We start from the raw sequence: 24,457 nt of genomic DNA on the forward strand, positions 1-24,457 counted from the left end.
CCTATTGTGCCCTCTATTGCGCCAGGTGCTGAACCTCGGCCTCGAACTTGCGTCGCGGCGCGAGCTCGACCAGATACATCGCGGTCAGGACCAATGCGCCACCGACCAGCATCCTCCACGTGACGCTCTCGGACCCGAACAACACCGCGAACGCCGACGCGAACACGGGCTCCATGGTCATCGCAATCGCCGCCCGCGTCGGCGTGAGATGCGCCTGCGCCCAGGTCTGCACGATCAGCGCGAGTGCGCCGGCGATCAGGGCCATGTAGACGACGCTCACCCAGTCGGCGCCGGTGCTCGGAACCGTGAATCCACCTGGCAGCGCGCCGATCGCGCAGACGATCGTGATCACGACCATCTGCAGTGAGGACAGACCGAACGCGTTCTGTGGTGTCGACCAGGCGCCCAGACCGATGATGTGCAAGGCGTAGAGACCGGCCGAGGCGAGCGTCAGCAGCTCGCCGGTGCCCAAGGTGAGGCCTCGCAAGGACAGCACGCCGAGGCCGACAGTGGCGAGAAACACAGCCACCCAGGCCCAGCGGCCGATCTTGTGGCGCAGGATCACGGCCGCCAGCAGCGGGGTGAACACGACGTACATGCCGGTGACGAAGCCGGAGACGCTGGCCGACGTGTGCCGAAGTCCCTCGGTCTGGACGAGCTGCGCGATGCCGTAAGTGATGCCGAGGGCAACGGCCCGGCCACGGTCGAGACGGCTGAGCCGGGAGATCGCGGGCGGGTTGACCAGGATGAGCGCGACCGAGGCGATCAGGAACCGCAACGCCAGGTAGTCGGCGACGTCCATCCTGGTGAGCAGATCCTTGGTCAGGAAGAACGTTGATCCCCACGCCGCCGCGACCGCGAGGAGAGCGAGTACGGCGAGGCGGGAGCGGTTCACGCCCGCCATCTCATCAGAGACCCAGCGGGACTACCAAAACGCGTCAGAGCACGGTGATGGTGATCGTGCTGCCCGGCTGGGCCTTCTGGCCGGCGCCGGGGCTCTGCGCGGCGACGATGTTCAGGCCGAGGTTGAACGGCGCCTTCTGCACGGTCACGACGAAGCCCGCGGCGGTCAGGATCTGCTGCGCGTCCGAGGTGCTCTTGCGTTTCACGTCCGGTACGTCGACGAGCGGCGGACCCTTGGACACAACCAGCTTGACCTTGTCCTTGGCGAACAGCGTGCCGCTGTTGGGGGTCTGGCTGATCACCTTGCCCTCGGCCACTTTCCCGTCGTACTGGTCGGTGCGGCCGACGGTGAAGCCGAGCTTGCGCAGGGCCTTGTTCGCGTCCCGGTAGGTCTTGCCGGTCAGGTCCGGGACGGCGATCGGCTTCTTTCCCTTGCTGACCGCGAAGTTGACCAGGGTGCCCGGCTTGACGACCGTGTTGAACTTCGGGCTGATCGCCAGCACGCGGCCGGCCGCCACGGTCTCGCTGTACTGCTCGTTGATCTGGCCGGTCTCGAGCTTGATCCCGCCGAGCGCCTGCTGGGCCGCCTCGAGATCGAGCCCGACCAACTGCGGCACGCGGTAACGCTCCGGGCCCTTGGAGACAGTGAGGAGAATCTCACCGTTCTTCCGGATCCGGTCACCCGCGGCCGGGTCGGTCCCCATCACCTCGCCCTTGGGCACATCCTCCGAGAAGTCCTGGTTGGCCAAGCTGGTCCTGAGGCCGTCCTTCTGGGCCGCTGCGGACGCATCCGCGGGGACCATCTTCACCAGGTCGGGCGTGGAGGTGTAGCGGTGGATGCCGTAGTACCAGGCCGCTGTGCCGATCGCGATCGCCGCAACGAGGATGATGATCAGGGCAAGCGGTCCGCGCGGCCGCCGCTTCTGAACAGGCGGCTTCTGCCTCGGAACGACCGGACGTCCTTGGTCGACCGGTACGACGATCGTGTCGTGCCGTAGGACCGGTTCGGCGGCGTCCAGCACCGGTCCGCCGCGCGTGTAGCCGTCGTCGTACCCGCTGTCCTGCCGGATCTGCTGGATCGGCACGGTCAGGTCGCCAGTCAGCTCGGGGTCGTCCGGCAGCCCCTCGTCGAGCGCACTGCGCACCCGGTGGACCTGCCGACTGAACACCCGAGCGTCTGCCGGACGGAGGTCACGATCCCGAGCCGTAGCGCGCTGCACGAGCGCATCGAGGTACGGCGGGATCCGCGGCTGCACCAACGACGGTGCGGGCACGTCGGCGTGGACGTGTGCGTACGCGACCTGGATCGGAGTGTCACCGGAGTGCGGCTTGTTGCCGGTGAGCATTTCGTACAGGAGGATCCCGGACGAGTACACGTCCGAGCGGGCGTCCGCACTGCCGTCGGTGACCAGCTCGGGTGCCAGATACGAGACTGTGCCCATCAGGAGGCCCTGGGTCGCGGTGTTGCCGGTTGCGCTGACCGCGCGGGCCAGACCGAAGTCGGCGACCTTCACCTGGCCCTTGTCGGAGATCAGCACGTTCTCGGGCTTGATGTCGCGGTGGACGATGCCGGCGTCGTGCGCGGCCGAGAGCGCGGACAGGATCGGGACGAGCAGGTCCAGCGACCGGGCGGGCGAGAGCGGGCCTTCGTCGCGGATCACATCCCGCAGGGTGCGGCCGGGGACGTACTCCATCGCGAGGAACAGCGTGCCGTTGTCGTCACCCTGGTCGAAGACGGCCACCACGTTCGGATGCGACAGGCGGGCGGCGGCTCGGGCCTCGGCCACGAACCGGCGGCCGAACTGGGCGTCGTCGCCGAGCCCGTCGTGCATCACCTTGACCGCGACGGTCCGATCCAGCCGCATGTCCAGCGCCTGGTAGACGGTGGCCATACCGCCCTTGGCGACGCGTGCGCCCACGCGGTAGCGACCGTCGAGCACTCGCCCGACGAGGCGGTCGCCAACCTGCGTGTCCACGTCATCCGTCACGTGCAGTGAGCCGCCTCTCCAAACCGTCTGCGTAGGCGGCGTCTGGTAATCCATCGCCTACTGCGCGGCACTCGGCACGGCACCTCGCCGCACTGGCGCAAAGGTCACGATGCTCCGCATCGAAACCTTCACTCCAGCGCGCCGAGCTACCGCACCGCGCACCTGCTCGCGACGGCGCTGGATTACCAGACGCCACCTTGAGAGTGTAGATAACGGCAGAGGGTCACAGCGCCAGGCGCACCGCAGTCACGGTCAGCGCAGCGGGTTCCAGCCCTTTTCGAACTGGGCCTTGAGCCGGAGCACGTTCTTCACGTAGAGCTTCGTGTCCGGATACATTCCGTTCTTCCGGACACCGCCGAGACCCTGGTAGTAGCCCGCCACCGCGACGTCCAGCTTCGCGGCGCCGGTCAGTCGGCTCAGCAGCACGACACCGGCAGTCACGTTGTCCTGGGCCTTCAGGAGGTCCAGATCGCGGCCGACGATGCTGGAGGCGAACCGGCCGGTCGACGGGATCACCTGCATCGCGCCGATGGCGTTGGCGGGGGAGACCACGCGCTGCTTCCAGCCGGACTCCTGCCAACTGACCGCGAGCGCGAGCTCGGGGTCCACGCCGTACCGCTTCGAGGTAGTGATGATCAGGCTGCGCATTTGCGGCCTGGTCGGCAGCTTGCGCTTCTTCAAGGTCGCGCGGTTGCGGTCGGCCTGCGCGACGATGTGGTCGGCGTACGTACGGCCGGCGAAGGTGTTGTTCTTGGTCTTCTTGACCACCTTCTGCACCGGCTTGGGCTTGAGTTTCACCGGGATCCACAACGGCTTGCCCGCATAGATGCGGGCGCTCGAGCGCAGTCCGTTGGCGGCGAGCAGGCTCGCCTGGGTGCACTTGAAGCGCTTGGCGAGCTTGAAGACGGTGTCGCCGGGCTTCACGACGTACGCGACGCGGCCCATCCCGGAGTTTTTGGCCGGCTGCTTCTTCCCCGGCTGTTTCTTCCCCGGCAGCTTGAGGACCTCGCCCGCGTAGATGGCGTTGCCGTTGCCAGGCAGTTTGTTCAGCGCGACCAGGGTCTTGACGCTCGTGCCGAACTGGTCGGCGATCTGGCTCAGCGTGTCGCCGTTCTTCACCTTGTAGGCGCCGAAGCCGGGTGACCCGGCGGTGATCACGGCCGCGGTCAGCACCGGTACGGCGATGCCGCTCAGTAGTCGTCCGACATTTCGCATGCAGTCCATCTCCCCGTGTAACCGTCACTCGACCGTAAGTGCTGATACGGATGTGACAACAGGGGTCTATGGGGTGCTTGTTACGCCTGTAACTCAATGTTTACAATTCAAGGCTGAACTACATCACTGTGGTTCACAAGCGGGACGTTGCTGAGGGCAACCGGCCGGGCTCAGTGCTCCGACGCGCCGAACCTGCTGCGCAGGAAGGGTTTTCCGAGCTCCGGCAGCTCGCCGGTACGCACGGTGTCCGTCAGGATCTGCGCGGTGATCGGAGTCAGTAGTACGCCGTTGCGGTAATGCCCTGTTGCCCACAGCAACCGATCCAGCCCCGACGGTCCGAGGATCGGAGCGTTGTCCGGAGTGGCCGGCCGGAGCCCGGCGATCGTCTCCACGAGCTCGAGCTCGTCCGTGATCGGCAACACGGTCCGTGCATCCCGCAGCAATGCGAACACACCACCGGCAAGCACCCTGGTGTCGTAGCCGAGCTCGGTGCTGGTCGCCCCAACGACAACCTCGCCACCCGGTCGGGGCACCAGATAGACCGAGAACCCACGCGCGGTCGCGCGGACGGTGTGCCGCAGCGCAGGCCGGTACGCCTCCGGCACTCGCAGCCGGAGCACTTCACCCTTCACAGGCCGCACTGGTGCACGCAGCTCATCGGGTATGCCATCCAGCTGCGACGACCACGGACCGGTCGCCGCGATGACGTGTCCCGCGTGAACGGTGTCGCCGTTCTCCAGTTGTACGCCGATTGCCGTCGTACCAGCCGTGATCACGCGGGACACGCGCTGGCGGAGGAGCAGTACGCCGGAGAGGTCGACTGCGCGCAGGAGTGCCGCGACTGCCTGCCTGTTGTCGACGGAGTGGTCGCCTGGCACCCAGACACCGCCTGAGACGCCGGTTGCGAGCAGGGGCTCGCGGCGACGGGCGTCCCGACCGGACAGCTCCTCAACCTCGAGTCCGAGCCGCCGCTGGTAGTCGGCGAGCCTACGGAGGGCGGCTGCGTCGTCTACGTCGTACGCGACCGACAGTGTGCCGGTCTGATGCAGTCCGGCGGACAGCCCGGTCAGCTCCGCCAGCTCGGCCGCGAAGCCCGGCCAGGCATCGACTCCGGCCAGGTTGAGGGCCAGCAGGTCGTCCTCGCCGTACTCCACCTCGGTGACCGGGGCGAGCATGCCGGCAGCGACGGTTGAGGTCTGCGTGCCCGGTCTCGGGTCACATACCGTCACCTGGATACCGTCTGCCGCCAGTCGCCAGGCCGTCGCCAACCCGATCAGCCCGGCTCCGACCACTACGACATCGGACGTGTGATCGGTCATGGGGTCACAGCCCCATGACCGCGCCGGCGCCGGAGGCGCGGCCAAAAACAGGGCATGGCACAGATCGTACGTCTGGCGGGACATGGCAGGCTGTGGGTTGTGACTGAGCACACCGATCAGCTGGGCGCCGCACGTCTTTATCTGTGCACGGATGCGCGTGAGAAGCAGGGTGACCTCGAACAGTTCCTGGATGCCGCACTGACCGGTGGCGTGGACATCGTGCAGCTGCGGCAGAAGGAGATGGAGGCCGCGGACGAGCTCGCCGCGCTGGAGGTGTTCGCGGACGCGTGCAAGCGACACGGCAAGCTGCTGGCGGTCAACGACCGTGCGGACATCGCCTTCGCCGCAGGGGCCGACGTACTGCATCTCGGGCAGCGCGATCTGCCGGTGCACGCGGCCCGGGCCATCACGGGACCTGAGCCGATCATCGGCCGTTCCACCCACACGTTCAGCCAGGTGAACGCCGTACTGGCCGAGCAGGGCTCGGACTACTTCTGTGTCGGCCCGACCTGGGCGACGCCGACGAAGCCTGGCCGGCAGGCCGCCGGTCTGGAGCTCGTTTCGTACGCCGCGAGTCGTCAGCAAGCCAAACCGTGGTTCGCGATCGGTGGTATCGATCTCGACCGTCTGGACCAGGTGATCGAGGCCGGGGCGACCCGGGTGGTCGTCGTCCGCGCGATCACCGACGCGGACGACCCGGCCGCGGCCGCGGCGGAGTTCAGCCGGCGGTTGCGGGCGGCCGGGTGATCAACAACCCCAAGGCCGCGCGGATCATCGCGGCCGTGGTGATCGCGATGCTGGTGATCACGCTGGCGGCGTCGTTGTTCGGGTGCGCCGCAGCCAAGCCGGGGGCCAACGACGTCGACCCGGAGAGCGGTCTGAAGATCGTCGCGGTGGCGGATCTCCCGCAGGAGGCGCAGCACACGCTGAAGCTGATCGACCAGGGCGGACCGTATCCCTACCCCAAGGACGGTGTGGTCTTCAGCAACTTCGAGAAGATCCTGCCGAAGCACGACAAGGGCTACTACCACGAGTTCACCGTGAAGACGCCCGGTGAGAACGATCGTGGTGCCCGCCGGATCGTGACTGGTAACGCTGGTGAGCGTTACTACACGGACGACCACTACGCGTCTTTCCGCCGCATCGCCGAAGACGGGGGCACCTCATGAGCGACCTGCGTACGTTGCTGACGGACGGGCTGCGTCCTGGCGTGTACCGCTGGCGGTCGGACGAGACACCGGACCAGGTACGGCGCGAGGTCGTCGGCGCGGGCTGGGACTTCGTCCTCCTCGACACGACCGAGGTCCACGACAAGGCCGGGTTTCTGGACGTCTGTGCGACCGCCTTCGACCTGCCGCGCTGGTTCGGCCGGAACTGGGACGCACTGGCCGATTCACTCGGCGATCGCTCCACCGGTGAGCGGGAGATCGTCCTCTGGGCCGGTCTGCATTCCCTGCTCGACCACGACCACGACACCGTCGACGTGGCCCTGCAGATCTTCACCGAGGACATCGCGAACTCCGGCCAGCTCCGCGTGCTCGTCCTGGAGCCTCCGACCGCGAAGACTCCCGCCCTGCTCAGCACGATTCCGACCCTCTGAAGCGCCCTAAACTTCCTTATCTGGTTGATTATAGGGAATTCTAAGGAGCATGTCGTAGTCTAGAGGTTCCGACGACGAAGGACGCGGATGCCTCAGGAGCTGTACTCGGTCGAGCAGGTGGCGAACCGATTGGGCCTGCATGTCCGGACCATCCGCAACTACGTGCGCGACGGCCGTCTCAAGGCGGTCAGGATCGGGAAGCAGTACCGGATTGCTCGTGAGGACCTGGAAGCATTCACGGGGACCAGTGCCGCCGCGCTCGAGGTCGATGAGTCGTCGCGGCACGTGGAGGCGTCGAGCATCGTCCACATCGACGCGGTCGACCGCGCCGGCGCCGACCGCATCAGCACCCACGTGAACGGCTCAGTCGACCGCATCGGACACTTGCGCGTCGAGACCGTCTACGACGAGGACCGGGCCGTTCTGAAGATCATCATCTTCGGCGACCTCGCTCCGACCGCCGGGCTGCTCCACCTGATCGACCTGATGACCAAGGCCTAGAGCTGCCGGGACGTCGCAGCTATCGCCAGGTCCGTCAGGGCCTTCCGGGCGGTGTCGTCGATGAGGGGCGCGCGTTCGAGGGCGTCCAAGGCGTCTTCGGTGCGTTCGGTGATCAGGTCTTCGCACGCCTGCACCGCGCGGGAGTCCTGCAGGATCTCGCGCAGCAACTGGATCTCGTCGTCGTCCAGGTCGGCCCGGCCGAACAACCGGTCGAACTCGGCCAACTGCACCTCCGACGCGTGGTCGACCGCATACGCGATCAACACGGTCCGCTTGCCCTCCCGGAGATCGTCGCCCGCCGGCTTCCCCGTCAGCGCAGGATCGCCGAACACTCCGAGCAAGTCGTCGCGCAACTGAAACGCCTCACCAACAGGCAGTCCGTACGACGACAACCCCTCGATCAACCGCGCGTCCGCACCGGCCAGCGCGGCGCCGACGTGGAGCGGCCGTTCGACCGTGTACGTCGCCGACTTGTAGCGCAGAACGCGGAGGGCCAGGTCCATCTCGGACTCGCCACTGGCCTGAGCCAGCAGGTCCAGATACTGCCCGGCCGTCACTTCAACCCGTACTGCGTCGAAGAACCGCGACGCCCGGGCCAGCGCGGCCGCATCGAACCCAGAGGTGTGCAACAACTCGTCTGCCCAGATCAGACACAGATCACCGAGCAGAATGGCCGCACCGATCCCGAAGCTCACCGGATCACCACCACGACCCGACGCCGCGGACCGTGCCCGCTGCAGGGCCTCGAATCGACGGTGAGCCGCCGGTGCACCCCGTCGTACGTCGGAAGAGTCCATCACGTCGTCGTGGACGAGCGCGCTGACGTGCAGCATCTCCAGGCTCGCCGCGGCCGTGAGGATCGGCTGCACGGGATCACCGCCGGCGGCCCGGAAACCCCAGTAGCAGAAGGACGGACGCAGCCGCTTGCCGCCGCTGGTGGAGTCGCGCGCGGCCTGCACCTGCTCGATCAGCTCCGGCCCGATGGCGGTCAGCCGCTGCTCCTGCAGGTCGAGGAACCCGGTCAGCGCGCGCTGGATCTCGGCCGGGATGTCCACATCGCCATACACGTCTCGGAGCGTAGTCCGTGCGGGCACGACGGTGGACACCGCGGGTAACCTGTGGCCATGGCGACCGGACTCCCTTCCAGGCTCCCCGGCGGCGCACCGACGATCCGGGAGCTGCTGGCGGACGGGCACCGTTCGTTCTCGTTCGAGTTCTTCCCGCCGAAGACGCCGGAGGCCGAGGAGGTGCTGTGGCGTTCGATCCGCGAGATCGAGCAGCTGCGGCCGACGTTCGTCTCGATCACGTACGGCGCCGGCGGGACGACGCGGGACGGGACGATCCGGGTCACCGAGCGGGTCGCCCAGGACACGTCGCTCACGCCGCTCGGTCACCTGACCTGCGTCTCCCACTCACGAGACGAGCTGCGATCGGTGATCGGCGCCTATGCGGGTGCCGGCGTACGGAACATGCTGGCGTTGCGCGGCGACCCGCAGGGCGGTCCGAACCAGCCGTGGGTCGCGCACCCCGAGGGGCTGAACCACGCGGTCGAGCTGGTCGAGCTGATTCGTTCGCTCGGCGACTTCTCGGTCGGGGTGGCGGCGTTCCCGGACAAGCATCCGGAGGCGGCGTCGCTCGAGGCGGACGCGCAGGTGCTCGCGGCGAAGGCGGCCGCTGGGGCCGACTACGCGATCACCCAGATGTTCTTCGGTGCCGACGACTACTTCCGGCTGGTGGATCGTGCCGCCGCGCTCGGGTGTGAGATGCCGGTGCTGCCGGGCATCATGCCGGTCACGAACATCAAGCAGATCCAGCGGATGGCCGAGCTCACCGGTATGGCGCTGCCGACGGCCGTGACGGATCGGCTGCTCGCGGTCCAGGACGAGCCGGCCGCGGTCCGCGAGGTCGGCATCGAGATCGCCACCGAGCTCTGCGAACGCCTGCTCGAAGGCGGCGCCCCGGGCATCCACTTCATCACCCTGAACCGCTCGACCGCCACTCGCCAGGTCTTCTTGAACCTCAGGTCGGCCCCCACACCCCTTCCCTCTTCTTTCCTTCCTTCCGTCCACCACGGCTGAGGGTCGGCCGAAAGACGCAGCTATCCTGACCCGATGGCTGATCCGTCCGATCTTCTGATCGACCGCACGCTCGTCCTGCTTCGGCACGCCAAGGCGGTGCCACCGGAATCGATGCCGGACTTCGAGCGTCCGTTGGCCGAGCGTGGTCGTGCCGACGCCCGCGCCGCCGGGCGCCATCTTGTTGCCCAAGGCATCGAAGCCGATCTGGTCCTGTGCTCGCCGTCGCAGCGGACCCGGGAGACGTGGAAGTACGCGGCCGAGGCCGGCGCGACGGCGGCCGACGTCTGGTACGACCGCCGCATCTACAACGCCGACACCGACGGTCTCATCGATGTCGTCCGCGAGGCGCCGAGCCAGGCGCGCACCGTGATCCTGATCGGTCACGCACCTGGAGTCCCGTGGCTCGCCGACGACCTCGCCCTGGACGGCACGAGCCCCGAGCGCAAGGAGCTCACCCAGAAGTACCCGACCTCAGGGCTGACCGTCCTCCACCTCACCTGCCGCTGGGCCGACCTCGGCTCAGACGATGCGGATTTGGTGGAGTACGTAGTCCCAAGGGGTTAGGGCAGCCAGCGGGTTGTGCTGTTGACGGTGATCAGGCGTTGAGTCGCACGGGTCAGGACGACGTACAACGCCCGTACGCCGCCTAGCGTGTCGCTGACGATGCGATCCGGCTCGACGACCACGACCGCGTCGTACTCGAGACCCTTGGAATCGAGCGGGCTGACCGCGACGACCCGTGGGTCGCCAAGCTCGGCCAGGACCGGGTCGACCACCGGGCGCAGCTTCGGTGGCACGATCACGCCGACCGTGCCCTCGACGAGTTCGAGCAGCTCGACCGCCGCGTCACCTGCCGTCTCCGCGACCTTGCCCGCGTCCACGACCCGGTGCTCGGGCTCGACGCCCGTGCTGCGGACCGCGTTCGGCAGGTCGGCGTCCGGGAGCGTACGCCGGATCACCTCGCCGGCGAACGCGTAGATCTCGGCCGAGTTCCGGTAGTTGGTCGAGAGCCGGAACGCGTGCCGCTGCAGGTGCGACAGCATCGAGTCCATCGCCGCGCGCGCCTCGTCCGGATCGGGCCAGGAGCTCTGCGCGGGGTCCCCGACGATCGTCCAGCTCGCCTGTGGACCGCGGCGCGTCACCATCCGCCACTGCATGGGGGAAAGGTCCTGCGCCTCGTCCACCAGCACGTGCGCATACTCCTCGGGCTCGTCGGCCTCACGGGCGGCCGCGGCCCGGGCCCGGCGCTCCGACGTAGTGAGCACCTCGTTGACGCCGTCCGACAGACCCTCCAGCCAGTCGAACTCGTCGTCCTTGGCCTCGATGACCGGCGGACGCCCAAGGAATGCGCTCAGCTCGTCCAGCAACGCCACATCGGCAATGGTGAACTCGTCCGTGCTACGGATCGCCTTGGCGAGTGTGTCGACCTCTCTGGGCGTCAACTCGTTCCGCGCCCAGCGCTGCAGCCGGCGTGGGTCACCGAGCCATCGCAGCACCGCTTCCGGCGTCAGCACCGGCCACCACTGGCTGAAGAACGTCCTGAAGGCAGGCGTGTCGCTCACCCGGTCGCCGAAGGCCTCACGGTCGCCAAGCACACCAGTCCGCAAGTCCTCGGGGAACCGCTGCCACAGTGCGGCGATCAGAGCCTTTCGAGCCTCAGCTCCGGCCCTGTTGCGCGGTGTCCGGCGGAGCGCGTTCCGTCGTACGTTGTCGAGCTGGTTGGCGTCCAGCTCGACCGTTGCGCCGCCGATGAACACCCGCAGGGTCGCCGGGGCGGTCGGCACGCGATCACGCGCAGCCCGCGACAGCACGGAACGCATCCGCAGTGAGCCCTTGATTGCGGCCACGTCGGCTTCGTCAACCGCGGTGGCCTTGACGCCGTCGACGAGCTCGCCCACTGCGCGCAGCGACACCGTGTTCTCGCCGAGGCTCGGCAGTACGCGCTCGATGTAGGCCATGAACGCAGCGGACGGTCCGACGACCAGTACGCCGCCACGCTCGAACCGCCTGCGGTCGCTGTAGAGCAGGTACGCCGCCCGGTGCAGAGCGACCACGGTCTTGCCGGTACCCGGCCCACCGCCGATGACGGTGACACCGCGAGCTGGTGCCCGGATCGCCTCGTCCTGCTCGGCCTGGATGGTGGCGACGATGTCACGCATGGTGTGGCCGCGGGCTCGCGACAGCGACGCCATCAGCGCGCCCTCACCCATCACGGGCAGGTCCGCGGGCGCTCGCTCCGGAGCCAGGAGGTCGTCCTCGAGACCGACGATCCGCGGCCCCTTGTTGCGCAGCACCCGGCGACGCACGACCTTCTGCCGGTCGGTGGCGGTGGCGCGGTAGAACGGCTCGGCGGCCGGCGCGCGCCAGTCGATCACCAGCGGCTCGTACTCGGCGTCCCGGACGCCGATGCGGCCGACATAGAGGTGCTCGAGGTCATCAGCGGTCGGTGCGACCGGCTCGTCGTCGCCACCGTCGGAGTCGAGCCGACCGAACACCAGGCCCTCGTGCTCGGCGTCCAGCTCGGCGATCCGGCGGGCCGCGGCGAACACCAGGACGTCGCGCTCGTACAGGCCGGTCTGCTCCTCGTCGCGCACGCGCCCGACGTTCTGCGCCTGCGCGCGCTGATGCCCTTCGACCGCGATCCGTGACGCCGATCGGGCGGCCTCCGCGACCCGGTCGTAGACCCGGTCGACATGCTCTTGCTCAGCCGCCAGCTCAGCCCGCTCGACGTTCTCGTGATCGGTCGACGTGGGGGTTTGATCCACCGAGGTCCTCTCTACTGCCGGTCACCTGCCCCGACACGGAACACAGGAACGATCAATCTTAGTGTGCCGGGTTTCGTAACCCCAGCCCGGTCTCAGCCAAAGCCGATGACACCGGCCGATTACGCCTTGCCGATCGCGTCCGCCACGATCGCGGCGCCGAGCGTGGTCGCCGGTACGCCGGAACCGGGGTGAGCCCCCGCGCCGACGCAGTACAGACCCTTGACCGGGGACACGTTGGCCGCCCGGCGGCGAGCGGTCCGGTAGCCCTCCCAGGCCACGCCGGCCCACCAGGAGGGCGACGTCTGCCGTGACACGACCCTGTCCCGGATGTGCAGCCCACGGGCGACCAGCAAGTCCAGTACGTCGTCCGTCGGGTAGCCGTGCACCAGGACAGACCACGCTTGGTGTCCGGCCGGCGCCTGCCCACCAGTCCGTACGACGACCGTCGGCGTACCGTGCAGGACCGTCTCGAACGGCAGGTCCGGCACCGGCTCCTGTAGCCCAAGATGTACGACGTAGGCCGCCTGCGCCTGGTGAGTCGACAAGACCTTCTTGCGAGCCTTCCTGGCCGCGGAGTCATCCACCAAGTGCCCGTAGAGCTCGCTGGGGTCGATGTCACTCACCACGATGTCCGCAGGCAACTCTGAACCGTCAGCCAGCCGTACGCCGGTGACACGGCCGCCGGACGTGGTCACTGCGACCACCTCGGCGCTGGTGTGGACGGTGACCTTCCGCTCGCTCGCCCGCTGCACCAGTGCGTCGGCCAGCGCGCCGAAACCACCGTCGATCGTCCAGCGGCCGAACGTGCGTTCCAGATACGACCAGACCCCGACGTACCCGGGGGTGAGCTTGGCATCGGATCCACCCTGGGCTGCGAAGTGCCGCAGCACCGCTCGGGTCCGTTCGTCGCTCAGCTCGCTCTGCGCGACCTTCTCGATCGATTGCCAGGGCTTGAGCTGCCGGACGGTCTTGAGCGGCAGCTTGTCCTGCAGGGGTGGCTCGAGTGAGGTCTTCCGCAGGATCTGCCAGGTCTCGCCGTACGCGTCGACCAGCGCTGTCCACTCCGCGGCGACCTTCGCGTCGGCCAGATCAGCCCAGGCATCCTGCTGTGCTCCGCGGTCACCGACCGGCAGGTCCAGCACCGAGCCGTCGCCGAACATGTGCCGCCGTGGCTCGGTGACCGGGTCCAGCTGAACCAGGCTCTCGATCGGACGACCGCTCTTGCGGAACAGGTCCCGCAGGGCGGCCGGGAGCGTCGTACTGGCCGCTCCGGCGTCCCAGGTGAACCCGTCCGCTTCGATGCGGCCGAGGACTCCGCCGAGGTGCTCGTCGCGTTCGCAGACGGTCACCTGGTGGCCGAGCTTGGCCAGTCGAACAGCACTGGCGAGACCGGCCAAGCCGGCCCCAACCACGATCACATCAGCCATTCCTTTTCCTTCCCCGCCCCACCGCCCCGGTCAGGCTACGCGGCACTACTCCCAGTCGCAGGATTGCTTCGTTTCTCTCGCCAGGCTTGGAATCTGACGTAACCCCGCCGGATGAAGCGGAAGGCGACGTACACCCCGATCAGGCCGAGCAGCAGGAGGACCGCCGCGATGATCAGCGCGGCCTGCGGATGGAACGCGGCCAGCGAGACCACACCCGCGACGGCGACGTCCTCACCGGACGACGCGGCGATGTTGGTGACCGGCTCGGGGGAGGTGTTGATCGCGAGCCGGAGACTCGCCTTCACGGTGTGCGAGAGCAGCGCGACCAGACCGCCGATGGTTGCGATCACGGCCTGGTGCAGAGTGCTCGCCTGACCTGACAGCAGAGCGGCCACGATCGCGCCGATGGCCGGCCGGATCACGGTCGAGATCGCGTCCCAGGCGGAGTCGATGTACGGAATTTTGTCGGCGACGAATTCGAAGGCGAAGAGAACACCCGCTGCAATCAGAACGCCGTTGCTCGTCAACGCGGCCGGTACGTCGTCGGCACCGGCGAAACGGCCCAGCAGACCCAGAATCAGCACGCAGGCATAGGCATTGATGCCACTGGCCCAGCCCGTCGTGAACGCCAACGGCAACGCTTCCATCGTCCTGCCTCATAACCCTCAGTCGCCGTCGAGCCCGCGACATGCCTTCGTCAGTATCGAACCCATCCGGGTGAGTTTTGGTTAACCGTTGACATCCGGGTCGCCTCGACCCACAGTGAGCAAGCCTGCCAGTCTTTGTGACCGGCACCCCGCCTTGGGTTCAGGAGATCAACATGCTGCGTCGTTCGAAGATTCTCGCCGCACTGGCTGCGGTAGCGCTGCCCATCACCCTGACCGGCGTGTCGTCCGGAGGTCCACCCGCCGCTGCGGCACCGCCCCCCGCGCCTTCGCTTGTCGAGGCCTCGGCGTACCAGGCCGCCGCCGCGCAGTACGGCGTACCGGAGGCGGTGCTGCTGGCCGTGTCGTACTCGGAATCACGCTGGGACGACCACAAGGGTTCGCCCAGCACGTCGGGCGGCTACGGCCCGATGCACCTGACCGCACTGGACCCCACCGAGGTGGAGAACCTGTCCGGCAAGCAGAAGGTCGCCAAGGCCGAGTCTCTGCGGACGTTGTACACGGCGTCCGACCTGACCGGTTTGGATCCCGCCGCGCTGCGTACGGACGCCACCGCCAACATCAACGGTGGTGCGGCCCTGCTGGCGTCGTACCAGCGGTCCCTGGGCCTGCCGGTCGGCGCGGACACCTCTCCGGCCCAGTGGTATGGCGCGGTGGCGTCGTACGCCGAGGCAGGGGACAAGGTCGCCGCAGCCGGATTCGCTGACGACGTGTACTCGATCATGGCGCGCGGAGCGGTGCGTACGACGAACACCGGTCAGCAGGTCGTGATGCCTGCCACCGCGGTGACGCCGGACAAGTCGCAGGTTCAGAAACTGTCCCTGCCCGCCGGAGTCAAGCCCGGTACGTCCGACGTGGAGTGCCCAGCGTCGCTCGGGTGCGAGTGGCTGCCCGCGCCGTACGCCGAGTTCGGCACGACCGGCGACTACGGCAACCATGACACGGCGGACCGGCCGAAGACCGGGAAGATCGACTACATCGTCATCCACGACACCGAAGGCACCTGGCAGGGTGTGCTGAACCTGGTGCAGGACCCGACGTACGTCAGCTGGAACTACACGATGCGGTCGTCCGACGGTCACACCTGGCAGCACGTGAAGGCCAAGGACGTCGCGTGGCACGCCGGCAACTGGTACGTGAACATGCACAGCATCGGCATCGAGCACGAGGGCTTCGCGCCGCAGGGTGCGACCTGGTTCACCGAGGCGCTGTACCGCAACTCGGCCAAGCTGGTGAAGTACCTGGCCGCCAAGAACAACATCCCGCTCGACCGGGCCCACATCATCGGCCACGACCAGGTACCGGGCACGGTGCCGTCGACGGTGGCCGGCATGCACTGGGATCCGGGACCCTACTGGGACTGGGAGCACTACTTCGACCTGATGGACGCACCGATCTACGGGCACTCGATCTTCCCGGTGCACGCCGGTTCGATCGTGACCATCAAGCCGGGATTCGAGGGCAACGTCCAGGTCGTCAGCAACTGCGACGCTCCGAACACGCCCTGCACGCCGCAGGCGACGAACTTCGTCTACCTGCGCCAGGCGGCCGACGACAACGCTCCACTGGTCAAGGACATCGGACTGCACCCGAGCGGGATCGATGGGACCACTGCCGTCTCCGACATGGGTTCACGAGCCGCTGCGGGCTCGCAGTACGTCGTGGCGCAGCGACAGGGTGACTGGGTCGCGGTCTGGTACCTCGGTGCGCTGGCGTGGTTCAAGAGCCCGGCTTCCGCGCCGGATGCGTTCGCCAAGCCGGGTGTGGTGGTGAAGCCGAAGGCGGGGAAGACGTCCGTTCCTGTGTATGGACGTGCCTATCCCGAGCAGACGGCGTACCCGGTTGGTATTCCCTACCAGACCGTCACTCCGCTGCAGTACTCGATCGGGGCGGGCCAGGCCTACCCGGTCGCTGACCTCAACATCGAGACGGACTACTACCGGGCCGTGACGTTCGCGGGACAGCCGCCGACGGACCACGTCCAGGTGCTCGGCAAGGACAAGTACTACGAGATCTGGTTCGGCCACCGGATGGCCTACGTCCGGGCCGCCGACGTGGACGTCCGCCCGGCCTTCTAAACTGACGGAGTGATCGACGAAGCCGTTCAGCAGCTGCTGGACGGCTTCGTCGTTGCTGTCGGCAAGGTCGCCGCTGTCGAGGCGGTCTGGCTGCATGGCTCGCTGGCCTTGGGGGACTACCAGCTGGGTCGCAGCGACCTGGACGTGATCGTCGTGACGTCGTCGCCGCCACCGCCCGCTGTGGCCGATGTCCACCGGCAGCTGATCCGCGACTTTCCACTCGCCGCGAAGCTGCACTGCTCGTACATGACAGACCTGAGCGATGTCTCGGTCCGGCACCCGACGTTCGCTCACCAGGAATACTTCGATCGGCTGGTTTCGCCGGTGACGCGGCGGGAGCTTGCCATTGGCAACTTCACCCTGATCGGTCCGCCGCCGTCGGAGTTGCTGCCGGCGATCACCGACGACGAGCTCTTGGACTTCGTCCGCCGTGACCTGCACGACTTCTGGCTCCCGGCCACGCAGAAGTGGAGGAACTGGTACACCGACATCTGGGTCGACCTGGGCCTGCTGACCGTGGCCCGTGCGCACGTCACGCTGGCGTCGGGTGACTTGATCACCAAACGCGCCGCCTTCGACGTACTGCCGTATCTGGGTGCTCCGGCGGACGTTGTCGAGGACGTTCGGCGCCGCCGGTACGGTCCGGTGTTCCGGACCGGGCCGGCGTGGCGGCACACCCGCGCCGGGCTGACCCGGCGGTTCCTGAGTACGGCGATCCCCGCCGTACTCGGGTCGTCGGTCAGTTCACGCTGATGGGCCTGCCGTTGGTGATGGCGACAAGCTCGGCGTAGGTGGTCGGGAAGACCGAGTGCGGGATCCCGGCAGCGGCCCAGACGACGTCGTACTGCTCGAGTGCGGTGTCGACGTACGTCGGGACCTGGCCCGGATGACCGACCGGGGCGACACCGCCGATCGACTGACCGGTGTGCTCCTTCACGAACTCCGGAGTGGCGCGGCGGAGCTTGCCGAGGCCGAGCTCGGCCGCGACCTTCGCCGTGTCGACGCGATGCGCACCGGAGGTCAGGATCAGCACCGGGGTGCCGTCGCCGTCGAAGATGAGGCTGTTGGCGATCGCGCCGACCTCGCAGCCGAGCTCGGCCGCCGCGGCAGCAGCCGTCGGGACCGCCTCGTCCAGGATCTTGATCTGTCCGGTGGCGCCGGCCTCCGTCAAAGCGTCGGCCACTTTCTGCACATTGGGATGACTGCTCACGATTCGCACCCTATGCGAGCTCGGCCGCTCCGAACGAAACATTGAAGCGGTCGCACCAGATGGCGAGACTGCGGAACTCCCCGAGCTGCACATTCGCGGGAATCACATAGTTCTGATTGCCGCGGTTGCCCTTCAGGCTGCCGAGATCGCGATAGTTGCCGTCGTCGAAGACGTGCCAGCCGGGCCGGCCCGCGACTACCTGGGCATCGCTCAGCCAGACCTTCAGGTCGGGTCAGTCGGACGTGTTCAGGTCCTCGATGCGCAGGATCCGGCGGCCGTCGGGCAACTTCAGCACGGCGACTGTGCCGGACGTCGAGTGTTCGTGGGTGATCAGCCTCCCGGTCAGGAGGATTTCCGGGGCTTCGGGTGGCGTGGATTTCGGTGTCGGATTCGGTGGGGGATTCGGTGTGGGTCGAGGGGCCACGGAAATTGTCGGTGGCGTCGTCGACGATGGCTGTGTGGAGATCGGAGCAGCGACCGGGAGCTCTTCGTCGACGATCGTGTCGGTGAAGAGCCGCCAGGGCTGGAAGAGCGGCAGTGCGACTGCCAACGCCACGACGACTACCGCCGTCGCGGTGATTCCTGCTGTCCGGATCGTCACTGCCGTCCTTCCCTTCGATGTCTGTCCAGTCTCGGGGCCGTGGGGCCCGCGTGGCGGCGCGCCGGGCTTACCGGCCGTTGACGATTGTCGGCGGGCGGCGCTACGCTTCCAGTGTTCGAACAGATGTTCGATTACCTCAACCCCGGTTTCGTCGGGAGGCCGGGCGCCTGATCAGCGGTCCAGGTGTGCAGAGGTGAGCCGGACAGCTGGACGGCTCCGGTGCGGAGTTGCGGCCGCATCGGAAACCGGTGGTCCCGGCGGGCCGGGCACCGGGGTGGACCTCGACCCCCACCCCGGACCGGCCCGCCGGGCCTCCGACCAGGCCGTCGAACGGGCCGTCGAACGGGCCGACGACAAGGCTCGCTGTCAGGGGAAGCGTTTCGTACACAGGAGGCGATGGAATATGTGGGAGTTCGACCAAGCCGTCGACGTGCATTCGGTGCCGGTGGACGGCGTCGAGACCCCGGACCAGTTCCTGTGGCGCGGACGCCTCTGGCGAGTCTGTTCGGTCCAGGCGCACTGGACCGAGACCGCGGCCTGGTGGGAGCGCGGCGTCATCGGCACGCGCGCTGACCAGGACACCCTCGTCGGTGTCCGCGCGGAGCAGGAGGCACTGGTGCCATGCGTGGCCGGCGGAGTCGCGGAGAGCTCAGCGGCGGTCGGTGTCCTGGATGCGGATTGGGGCCCTCGGCGCGCGGTGTTTCGGGTCGAGGCAGGGTGCGGCCGGCACGGTCGGCGGGAGCTGTTCGATCTCGCGCACGACCCGGATTCGGGCCGCTGGCAACTGGAGAGGGTGACGGACCGATGACTGTTTCACCAGTGTCCCCGGCGGCCGCGGGGTCGGCCAGCCGGGACTTGTCCCGCGCGCGAGCCGCGCTGGTCGAGGCGATGGAGACGAGCGACCACCTGATCCGCTACTCGACCGCGCACATCGCGGCGCTGCGGGTTGCGGCCGCTGTGCTCGCCGTTCGCGCCCGGCCGGTTCGCTCGAGCAGCCGTCGCAAGGTCCAGCGCAATGCCTGGGTGCTGCTGGCCGAGGTGGCGCCCGAGTTCGGCGAGTGGGCCACGTTCTTCCACGCCGGCGCCGCTCAGCGCGCCGCCGCCGAGGCCGGGCTCGCCCGCGCCGTCACCACCCGCGAGGCGGACGACCTGGTCCGCGCCGTCGACACCTTCTACACCCAGGTCGAAGCGAGCCTTCGCCTGTCCGACAGCCCCGCCCTCACGGCGACCACCGACCCCCAGTCCGTCCTCACCCAACCGTGGATGCAAGCCAGCTGACCCAGCCCTGGGCCGTGTCTGGCAATCCCTTGCCTACAGCGCGGCACTCGGCACGGCACCTCGCACCGAGCACCTGCTCGCGACGGCGACGGATTACCAGACACGACCTCCGACGCAGGAGACCCGACCGTGACTGAACAACGCCGAGGCATCGGCGAAGACCTGTGCGGCAGAGTGCACGCGATCACCGGTAGCGAATGCTACCTGCCCGACACGCACTACCCCCGACCCCACCACTCACTCACCGACGAGTCCTGGCACGACGGCCTCTGCACCCACTGCGCAGGCTCCGGCACCTACGCCAACACCCCCTGCCCCCGCTGCAACGGCACCGCCTTCGAGCCCCTCCTCCTCCCCGACCCAGAAACCCACCAACCCGGCTAGGCGCGTGCATCGGCCATCTGCCCGGGTTGTTGCACCGGGCAAGGTTCGCAGTGGCCGGTGCGATCGCGTGGTCAGCGAGCGGCCGGCCCGCAGGCTCTCGCAGGTCGTCTGATTGCAGGTTGCTGCAATCAGCGACTTTCTGACGGCCTGTCGACCTCAAGTCTGTCAGGATGCACGCGACGACGACCTGGGGAACGGGGCTTTGGTGCGCGACGCAGATGAGAAACGGCGGGACTTTCGGCTGATGTGCTTCGCCGCGTCTCTTGCCCTCCTGGTCCTTCTCGCCACGCCATGGCTGACAACCTGGAACGACGGCCGCGTGACGCCGCCGCAGGTGTACAGCGGCGTCAGCCTGATGGATCTGCTGTACGACCCCGGCACGCCGCTGGGCAGCCTGGGTCCCTGGCTGTTTCGCGGTTATCTCTTACTAGCCCTGGTGTGTCTGGTGTTTCCGGCAACTATCGGTGCCGTGATCGGCAGTTGTGCAGGGTTCGCGGTCACCGTCCTGATCATCATCGTCAAGCCGGACTCCTCGGCCTCCTCGCCCAGTATCGAGCACGTCGACTGGAGCGGGGCACCAGGTGTCGCGGCCGGCATCTGGCTGGTGACCGCGTGCGTCGCCGTTGCAGGTTGGTCCGCTCGGTCCGAACCGGCTGCACCGAAGCCCGATTCAACGGAGGCATGATGAAACAGCGGATTGTTGCGGTCGTTGCTGGAGTTGCGGTGGTTGCGGCCGCCGGCGTGGTGATCGGGCGGCCCGCGTGGGCGGGGCGGTGCTCGGCGAGTTTTGACGAGGTGCCGGCCGCGGACTTGGCCAAGCTTCACGCGGTGCCGGTCGGTCAGGTGAAGGCCGACGACTTCGAGCAGGAGTATCGGGAGAACGTCCGGAACCTGCTGGCGGTCGCACAGCATCCGGTGGCCCCTCTGGGGCAGGCCCGGAGTGCCGTCGTCGTACCCCATCAGGGCGGCTCGGCCAAGGCGAGCCTGATCAACTCGAACGACGGGAACGTCCGGTTGTCGGTCGGCGGTGGCGGCCTGATCGGGACCGCGACATCTGGCGCCGTCGTGCAAGTCAACGGACCGACCGGGCAGGCGGCGTGGGGACGCCGCCAGGTGGGCTACGGCGCCGGCGGTGGGGACGTGGCCGACCACATGGTGCTGATGCACACCCCCAGGAACAAGGCGCCACGGGTCACCGCGGTGAACACCAGCAATGGCGACCTCGACTGGTGCACGAAACTCGGCAAGGACAGCAGCACCGAGTACCGGCCGACCTTCGACTCGGCGGCGGCCGGAGATGCGATCTTCGTCGTTCGCGAGTCCGATGCGGACAACGATTCCGACGACGACGTGCGGTTGTCCCGACTCGACGCCGGCTCCGGCAAGGTCAACTGGGACAAGCCCCTCGCCGGCCTTCGCCAGGCTGATTCCTTGTGGGTGTTGCACGACCAACTCTTGCTCAGCCCGTTCCACACCGACCTCGACAACAACGGCCGACGGCAGATCCTGGAGCCGGACCAGCTGACCCAGCCGGTGAACGACCGTGGTGCGATTGTGGCGCGGTCGGCTGCGGACGGCGGCGCGAGCTGGTTGTACCGCGGACCGGACGATCGCGGCTGGATCAACAACGTCGTCGGCACCGGAAAGGATGTCGCGGTGGTGATCTCCCGCCGTTCGTCCTATCAAGGCAAGCTCATGGTCAACGAGACCTGGATGACCGGTATCGACCGGACCGGCAAGCGACTGTGGAAGCACGACTTCAAGGACCAGTTCGATTGGGAGATCAGAGACTCGTTCCTGGTGACCGGCGACCTCGTCCTCTCCTACGAGAAAGTGGGCGGCAAAACGCCCTCGGCCCTGGTCGCCCGCAGCCTCGCCACCGGTGCCGAGCTGTGGCGAACCCAGTTGATCACCACGGGCTCGCCGCTCAGACACAATGCCGCCCAGGTCCTCGGAGACAGTCTCCTGGCGAACAGCTACGACGACGGACTCACGGCCGTCGACCTCCGCACAGGCGCCGTGACCAACCCACTTCCCGGCCGGAAGATCGGCCCGATCGACCGCATCGTCAGCGACGGCCGCACCGTGACGATCGACGCCAACGGCCTCTTCCTGACCTTCGACCGAACCCCCTGACACGTCTGCGGCTGCTGAGGTCGAGCCCAGAGCTACAGCCTGAAGCTCCGAACTGCTGCCTGGATGGGTCGTCAGTGTCGTCGCGAGCGGAGGTCAGATCAGATGGAGGTTCCGGCCGAGGAGGGTGGCCAAGCGGTTGACCGCCGACTCGAGTTCGGTGGGCGGGGTGTCTGTGGACCGGGGGAACCAGGAGATGGTGAGGGTGTCTTTGCGGGTTGTCCAGGTGCCGGTGAGGACACCGCCGGTGAGGACGAGGCCGGCGCCGCGGGTGATTTCGGCGCGGTGTTTCGCGGGGACGACGCGGGCGTCCGCCGTACCGGGGCCGAGGACCCACTGGTCGTAGCCCGGCAGCAGGGTCACGGCTTTGGTGACTGGCTGTTGGGCCAAGGCGTCGAGGTGCTGCTTGGCGTGCAGCATCGGCTCGCCGTCTACGGTGATGTCGACGAGTTCATCGGACAGCTCGGACAGCCAGCGAGTAATCCGCTTGCGACCGGCGCTGAGGCAGTTGCCGAGCCAGTACTGGAGATTGTCCGCAGTCGCCGGACCGTACGCGTCGAAGTAGGCGCGGACAGCCTCGCGGCCGGCGAGTTCGAGTTCGGGGATCCCACTCCAGCCGGGGATCGCCTCAGGCGACTGGTACGTCGGTTGACCGTCGCGGACCGGTCCGAAACACAGATCGCCTTGCCACGCGAACGGCTTCAGCAACGTGTCGCTGGTATGCGCCAAACCAGGCCCAAGGTGACTGAATCGGCGATCCGCGGTCACGCCGGCGATCAGCTCCGCCCTGGTTACCGGACCGTCCGAGACCACGCCGCGGACGACCTCACGCAGCGCCGGCCAATCCTGTGCGCCGAGTTCGTAGTGACTCACCCAGCTTGGTAGCTCCCACATCCTGCTGGCGGCTCGCAGTGCCAGATGAACTCCCGCGCCAGCAGGCGTCATGAAGTGAGTCGCGCCGCGGAACGCATAGGTCTTCATGACGCGGCCGTCCTGCAAAGCCTGCGCGACATCGGCTTCACCGGGCACGGACAATCGGCGTCGTACGGCGAGCTCGGGATCACCCGAATGTGCCCCGACCGCGACCAGCCGGCCGACAACCTCCTTCACCGACCCGGCACCCTCGATCAGGAACTGCCGCCCTGACCGCCATGCCAGCGCCTGCCGCAGCGGAATGTCCACGACGCCACCATAAACACACCCTGGGTCCGCTCAGGTGGAGAGTTGTTGGGGGAGGTCGAAGTGGGGGAAGAGGGCTTGGTCGAAGAACGTGACGTTGTGGGTGATGCCGGGTTTGGTGACGGTGAAGACCTGGATGCTGTGGGCTTGGAAGTGGCCGTCGGGGTGGCGGACGTAGGCGCCGATGGCTGGTTGGGTGTTGGCGGCCGTGGGGACGAGTCGCCAGACCGGGCCGCGGAGGGTGTAGACGCGGGAGATGAATTCGGCGTACGCGTCGCGGCCGACGAACCACAGCGGGGCCGGCGGCATCTCGAGGATGACTCGGTCGGCGAGTAGGCGGGCCAGCCCGTTGACGTCGGCGGCTTCGAAGGCCTGGATGTAGCTCTCGATGACCGCACGGATCTCTCGGTCGTCGGGCACATCCACGTCGTCCTCGGTGAGGTCGATCTCGGCCAGGCGGGTCCGCGCGCGTTGCAGTGCGCTGTTGACGGCGGCCGGAGTGGTTTCGAGCGCCTCGGCGATGTCGGCGATCGGCCAGTCGAGGACGTCGCGGAGGACGAGGACTGCTCGCTGGCGAGCGGGCAGGTACTGCATCGCGGCGATAAGCGCGAGCCGCAGGCTGCCACGAGCCGCGAGAGCGGCGGCCGGGTCGCCTGTTGTGGGAAAGGGCTGCAGCCAAGGGACGTCCGGCGTGAGTTCGATCGGGATCTGTGGGTCGTTGGCCGGCTGCACCAGGCCGGACGGCAAGGCTCGGCGCGCCCTGCCCTTCAACGCGGTCAGGCAGACATTGGTCGCGATCCGGTACAGCCAGGTCCGCAGCGACGCCCGCCGTTCGTCGAAGGTCCCGTACGCGCGCCACGCTCGCAGCAGCGTCTCCTGGACCAGGTCTTCGGCGTCGTGGATCGAGCCGAGCATCCGGTAGCAATGCGCGAGCAGTTCCTGCCGGTACGGCGCGGCACGCAGTTCGAAGTCGTCGCGATCCATCGCGGTCAGCCTTCCACACGGGGTCTCAGGGGTCTACGTGAGTACGTACCGCGCAGCACACCGAAAATCATCGGTCCGGCGGCGATGAATCCAGCGGCCGTCGCAGGTACATACCCACGACACCGCCGACGAGCCGACACCGGAGCACC

At 67.8% G+C, this 24,457-nt stretch carries 26 protein-coding genes; 13 read left to right on the plus strand and 13 right to left on the minus strand.

The genetic code is table 11. The features are described from left to right. Nucleotides 1–13 precede the first annotated feature (13 nt). The 4 genes from ACWF4Z_RS10560 to thiO form a co-directional block, all read right to left on the minus strand. Nucleotides 14–895: a DMT family transporter gene (locus tag ACWF4Z_RS10560; protein WP_452242721.1), complete on the minus strand. Its 882-nt coding sequence runs from the start codon at nt 893–895 to the stop codon at nt 14–16. Nucleotides 896–938: 43 nt separating this feature from the next. After that, the gene (pknB, locus tag ACWF4Z_RS10565) at nt 939–2,891 is read right to left on the minus strand and encodes a Stk1 family PASTA domain-containing Ser/Thr kinase (protein WP_452242722.1); all 1,953 of its coding nucleotides are present in this window, start codon (nt 2,889–2,891) and stop codon (nt 939–941) included. A 252-nt stretch (nt 2,892–3,143) separates the two neighbouring features. Continuing rightward, nucleotides 3,144–4,106: a LysM peptidoglycan-binding domain-containing protein gene (locus tag ACWF4Z_RS10570; protein WP_452242723.1), complete on the minus strand. Its 963-nt coding sequence runs from the start codon at nt 4,104–4,106 to the stop codon at nt 3,144–3,146. A 170-nt stretch (nt 4,107–4,276) separates the two neighbouring features. Beyond that, nucleotides 4,277–5,425: a glycine oxidase ThiO gene (thiO, locus tag ACWF4Z_RS10575; protein ID WP_452242724.1), complete on the minus strand. Its 1,149-nt coding sequence runs from the start codon at nt 5,423–5,425 to the stop codon at nt 4,277–4,279. Between the two features lie 99 nt (nt 5,426–5,524). On the opposite strand from thiO, the gene thiE reads away from it, so the two are divergent. The 4 genes from thiE (at nt 5,525) to ACWF4Z_RS10595 (ending at nt 7,526) form a co-directional block, all read left to right on the plus strand. Continuing rightward, on the plus strand, nt 5,525–6,172 hold the full coding sequence (thiE, locus tag ACWF4Z_RS10580; RefSeq protein ID WP_452242725.1) for a thiamine phosphate synthase: 648 nt from the start codon (nt 5,525–5,527) through the stop codon (nt 6,170–6,172). Continuing rightward, a complete protein-coding gene (locus ACWF4Z_RS10585) occupies nt 6,169–6,594 on the plus strand; it encodes a ribonuclease domain-containing protein (RefSeq protein WP_452242726.1) in 426 nt (141 codons plus the stop codon). The genes thiE and ACWF4Z_RS10585 overlap by 4 nt, the downstream gene beginning before the upstream one ends. After that, nucleotides 6,591–7,025, plus strand: coding sequence for a barstar family protein (locus ACWF4Z_RS10590; RefSeq protein ID WP_452242727.1), 435 nt, complete (start codon nt 6,591–6,593; stop codon nt 7,023–7,025). Before ACWF4Z_RS10585 ends, ACWF4Z_RS10590 begins: the two co-directional genes overlap by 4 nt. Nucleotides 7,026–7,112: 87 nt before the next feature. Further along, the gene (locus tag ACWF4Z_RS10595) at nt 7,113–7,526 is read left to right on the plus strand and encodes a helix-turn-helix domain-containing protein (protein ID WP_452242728.1); all 414 of its coding nucleotides are present in this window, start codon (nt 7,113–7,115) and stop codon (nt 7,524–7,526) included. Here ACWF4Z_RS10595 and ACWF4Z_RS10600 read toward each other — a convergent pair. Next, nucleotides 7,523–8,593: a polyprenyl synthetase family protein gene (locus tag ACWF4Z_RS10600; RefSeq protein ID WP_452242729.1), complete on the minus strand. Its 1,071-nt coding sequence runs from the start codon at nt 8,591–8,593 to the stop codon at nt 7,523–7,525. The genes ACWF4Z_RS10595 and ACWF4Z_RS10600 overlap by 4 nt on opposite strands. A 57-nt stretch (nt 8,594–8,650) precedes the next feature. Between ACWF4Z_RS10600 and metF the strand changes: the two genes are divergently transcribed. Beyond that, on the plus strand, nt 8,651–9,604 hold the full coding sequence (metF, locus tag ACWF4Z_RS10605; RefSeq protein WP_452242730.1) for a methylenetetrahydrofolate reductase [NAD(P)H]: 954 nt from the start codon (nt 8,651–8,653) through the stop codon (nt 9,602–9,604). Nucleotides 9,605–9,637: 33 nt separating this feature from the next. Further along, entirely contained in the window at nt 9,638–10,168 is a 531-nt protein-coding gene (locus tag ACWF4Z_RS10610) for a SixA phosphatase family protein (protein WP_452242731.1), read from the plus strand. Here ACWF4Z_RS10610 and ACWF4Z_RS10615 read toward each other — a convergent pair. The 3 genes from ACWF4Z_RS10615 to ACWF4Z_RS10625 all read right to left on the minus strand — a co-directional run bounded on the left by ACWF4Z_RS10615 (nt 10,165) and on the right by ACWF4Z_RS10625 (nt 14,443). Beyond that, nucleotides 10,165–12,369 (minus strand): HelD family protein, encoded by a 2,205-nt coding sequence (locus ACWF4Z_RS10615; RefSeq protein ID WP_452242732.1) that lies wholly within the window; start codon nt 12,367–12,369, stop codon nt 10,165–10,167. The genes ACWF4Z_RS10610 and ACWF4Z_RS10615 overlap by 4 nt on opposite strands. 119 nt (nt 12,370–12,488) lie before the next feature. Continuing rightward, nucleotides 12,489–13,796, minus strand: coding sequence for a phytoene desaturase family protein (locus ACWF4Z_RS10620; protein WP_452242733.1), 1,308 nt, complete (start codon nt 13,794–13,796; stop codon nt 12,489–12,491). Between the two features lie 35 nt (nt 13,797–13,831). Next, nucleotides 13,832–14,443: a DUF4126 domain-containing protein gene (locus ACWF4Z_RS10625; protein WP_452242734.1), complete on the minus strand. Its 612-nt coding sequence runs from the start codon at nt 14,441–14,443 to the stop codon at nt 13,832–13,834. Nucleotides 14,444–14,616: 173 nt separating this feature from the next. On the opposite strand from ACWF4Z_RS10625, the gene ACWF4Z_RS10630 reads away from it, so the two are divergent. Continuing rightward, nucleotides 14,617–16,539 (plus strand): N-acetylmuramoyl-L-alanine amidase, encoded by a 1,923-nt coding sequence (locus ACWF4Z_RS10630; RefSeq protein WP_452242735.1) that lies wholly within the window; start codon nt 14,617–14,619, stop codon nt 16,537–16,539. Nucleotides 16,540–16,548: 9 nt separating this feature from the next. Beyond that, on the plus strand, nt 16,549–17,292 hold the full coding sequence (locus ACWF4Z_RS10635) for a nucleotidyltransferase domain-containing protein (protein WP_452242736.1): 744 nt from the start codon (nt 16,549–16,551) through the stop codon (nt 17,290–17,292). On the opposite strand, the gene ACWF4Z_RS10640 is transcribed toward ACWF4Z_RS10635, so the two are convergent. Genes ACWF4Z_RS10640 through ACWF4Z_RS10650 form a run of 3 tightly spaced genes read right to left on the minus strand, consistent with a single transcriptional unit; the run spans nt 17,279 to nt 18,350 of the window. Next, the gene (locus tag ACWF4Z_RS10640; protein WP_452242737.1) at nt 17,279–17,749 is read right to left on the minus strand and encodes a YbaK/EbsC family protein; all 471 of its coding nucleotides are present in this window, start codon (nt 17,747–17,749) and stop codon (nt 17,279–17,281) included. The two genes, ACWF4Z_RS10635 and ACWF4Z_RS10640, sit on opposite strands and share 14 nt — an antisense overlap. A 10-nt stretch (nt 17,750–17,759) precedes the next feature. Beyond that, a complete protein-coding gene (locus ACWF4Z_RS10645; protein WP_452243007.1) occupies nt 17,760–17,975 on the minus strand; it encodes a DM13 domain-containing protein in 216 nt (71 codons plus the stop codon). A gap of 6 nt (nt 17,976–17,981) precedes the next feature. Further along, nucleotides 17,982–18,350 (minus strand): hypothetical protein, encoded by a 369-nt coding sequence (locus ACWF4Z_RS10650; RefSeq protein WP_452242738.1) that lies wholly within the window; start codon nt 18,348–18,350, stop codon nt 17,982–17,984. 403 nt (nt 18,351–18,753) lie between these two features. Here ACWF4Z_RS10650 and ACWF4Z_RS10655 point away from each other — a divergent pair, with 403 nt between their 5' ends. From ACWF4Z_RS10655 to ACWF4Z_RS10675, 5 genes are all read left to right on the plus strand, one after another. Then, nucleotides 18,754–19,158 carry a DUF6504 family protein gene (locus tag ACWF4Z_RS10655; protein WP_452242739.1) on the plus strand — a complete coding sequence of 135 codons (405 nt, stop codon included), beginning with the start codon at nt 18,754–18,756 and terminating at the stop codon, nt 19,156–19,158. Then, a complete protein-coding gene (locus ACWF4Z_RS10660) occupies nt 19,155–19,628 on the plus strand; it encodes an SAV_6107 family HEPN domain-containing protein (protein WP_452242740.1) in 474 nt (157 codons plus the stop codon). The genes ACWF4Z_RS10655 and ACWF4Z_RS10660 overlap by 4 nt, the downstream gene beginning before the upstream one ends. 129 nt (nt 19,629–19,757) lie before the next feature. Continuing rightward, on the plus strand, nt 19,758–20,012 hold the full coding sequence (locus ACWF4Z_RS10665) for a hypothetical protein (protein ID WP_452242741.1): 255 nt from the start codon (nt 19,758–19,760) through the stop codon (nt 20,010–20,012). 112 nt (nt 20,013–20,124) lie between these two features. After that, the gene (locus tag ACWF4Z_RS10670) at nt 20,125–20,697 is read left to right on the plus strand and encodes a hypothetical protein (protein ID WP_452242742.1); all 573 of its coding nucleotides are present in this window, start codon (nt 20,125–20,127) and stop codon (nt 20,695–20,697) included. Continuing rightward, nucleotides 20,694–22,148, plus strand: coding sequence for an outer membrane protein assembly factor BamB family protein (locus tag ACWF4Z_RS10675; RefSeq protein WP_452242743.1), 1,455 nt, complete (start codon nt 20,694–20,696; stop codon nt 22,146–22,148). The genes ACWF4Z_RS10670 and ACWF4Z_RS10675 overlap by 4 nt, the downstream gene beginning before the upstream one ends. 93 nt (nt 22,149–22,241) lie before the next feature. On the opposite strand, the gene ACWF4Z_RS10680 is transcribed toward ACWF4Z_RS10675, so the two are convergent. Both ACWF4Z_RS10680 and ACWF4Z_RS10685 read right to left on the minus strand, forming a co-directional pair. Beyond that, nucleotides 22,242–23,327, minus strand: a complete 1,086-nt coding sequence (locus tag ACWF4Z_RS10680) for a DNA glycosylase AlkZ-like family protein (RefSeq protein WP_452242744.1) — start codon at nt 23,325–23,327, stop codon at nt 22,242–22,244. A 30-nt stretch (nt 23,328–23,357) separates the two neighbouring features. Further along, a complete protein-coding gene (locus ACWF4Z_RS10685) occupies nt 23,358–24,308 on the minus strand; it encodes a sigma-70 family RNA polymerase sigma factor (protein ID WP_452242745.1) in 951 nt (316 codons plus the stop codon). Between the last annotated feature and the right edge of the window lie 149 nt (nt 24,309–24,457).

This window comes from Kribbella sp. NPDC055071, from assembly GCF_053608045.1.

What these genes read in the sequence shown, in the direction of transcription:
- thiO (WP_452242724.1), bottom strand. Translation starts at nt 5,425, where the DNA reads ATGACCGATCACACGTCCGATGTCGTAGTGGTCGGAGCCGGGCTGATC.
- ACWF4Z_RS10655 (WP_452242739.1), top strand. Translation starts at nt 18,754, where the DNA reads ATGTGGGAGTTCGACCAAGCCGTCGACGTGCATTCGGTGCCGGTGGAC.
- ACWF4Z_RS10630 (WP_452242735.1), top strand. Translation starts at nt 14,617, where the DNA reads ATGCTGCGTCGTTCGAAGATTCTCGCCGCACTGGCTGCGGTAGCGCTG.
- ACWF4Z_RS10590 (WP_452242727.1), top strand. Translation starts at nt 6,591, where the DNA reads ATGAGCGACCTGCGTACGTTGCTGACGGACGGGCTGCGTCCTGGCGTG.
- ACWF4Z_RS10660 (WP_452242740.1), top strand. Translation starts at nt 19,155, where the DNA reads ATGACTGTTTCACCAGTGTCCCCGGCGGCCGCGGGGTCGGCCAGCCGG.
- ACWF4Z_RS10610 (WP_452242731.1), top strand. Translation starts at nt 9,638, where the DNA reads ATGGCTGATCCGTCCGATCTTCTGATCGACCGCACGCTCGTCCTGCTT.
- ACWF4Z_RS10570 (WP_452242723.1), bottom strand. Translation starts at nt 4,106, where the DNA reads ATGCGAAATGTCGGACGACTACTGAGCGGCATCGCCGTACCGGTGCTG.
- ACWF4Z_RS10625 (WP_452242734.1), bottom strand. Translation starts at nt 14,443, where the DNA reads ATGGAAGCGTTGCCGTTGGCGTTCACGACGGGCTGGGCCAGTGGCATC.
- ACWF4Z_RS10620 (WP_452242733.1), bottom strand. Translation starts at nt 13,796, where the DNA reads ATGGCTGATGTGATCGTGGTTGGGGCCGGCTTGGCCGGTCTCGCCAGT.
- metF (WP_452242730.1), top strand. Translation starts at nt 8,651, where the DNA reads ATGGCGACCGGACTCCCTTCCAGGCTCCCCGGCGGCGCACCGACGATC.
- ACWF4Z_RS10685 (WP_452242745.1), bottom strand. Translation starts at nt 24,308, where the DNA reads ATGGATCGCGACGACTTCGAACTGCGTGCCGCGCCGTACCGGCAGGAA.
- ACWF4Z_RS10595 (WP_452242728.1), top strand. Translation starts at nt 7,113, where the DNA reads ATGCCTCAGGAGCTGTACTCGGTCGAGCAGGTGGCGAACCGATTGGGC.
- ACWF4Z_RS10675 (WP_452242743.1), top strand. Translation starts at nt 20,694, where the DNA reads ATGATGAAACAGCGGATTGTTGCGGTCGTTGCTGGAGTTGCGGTGGTT.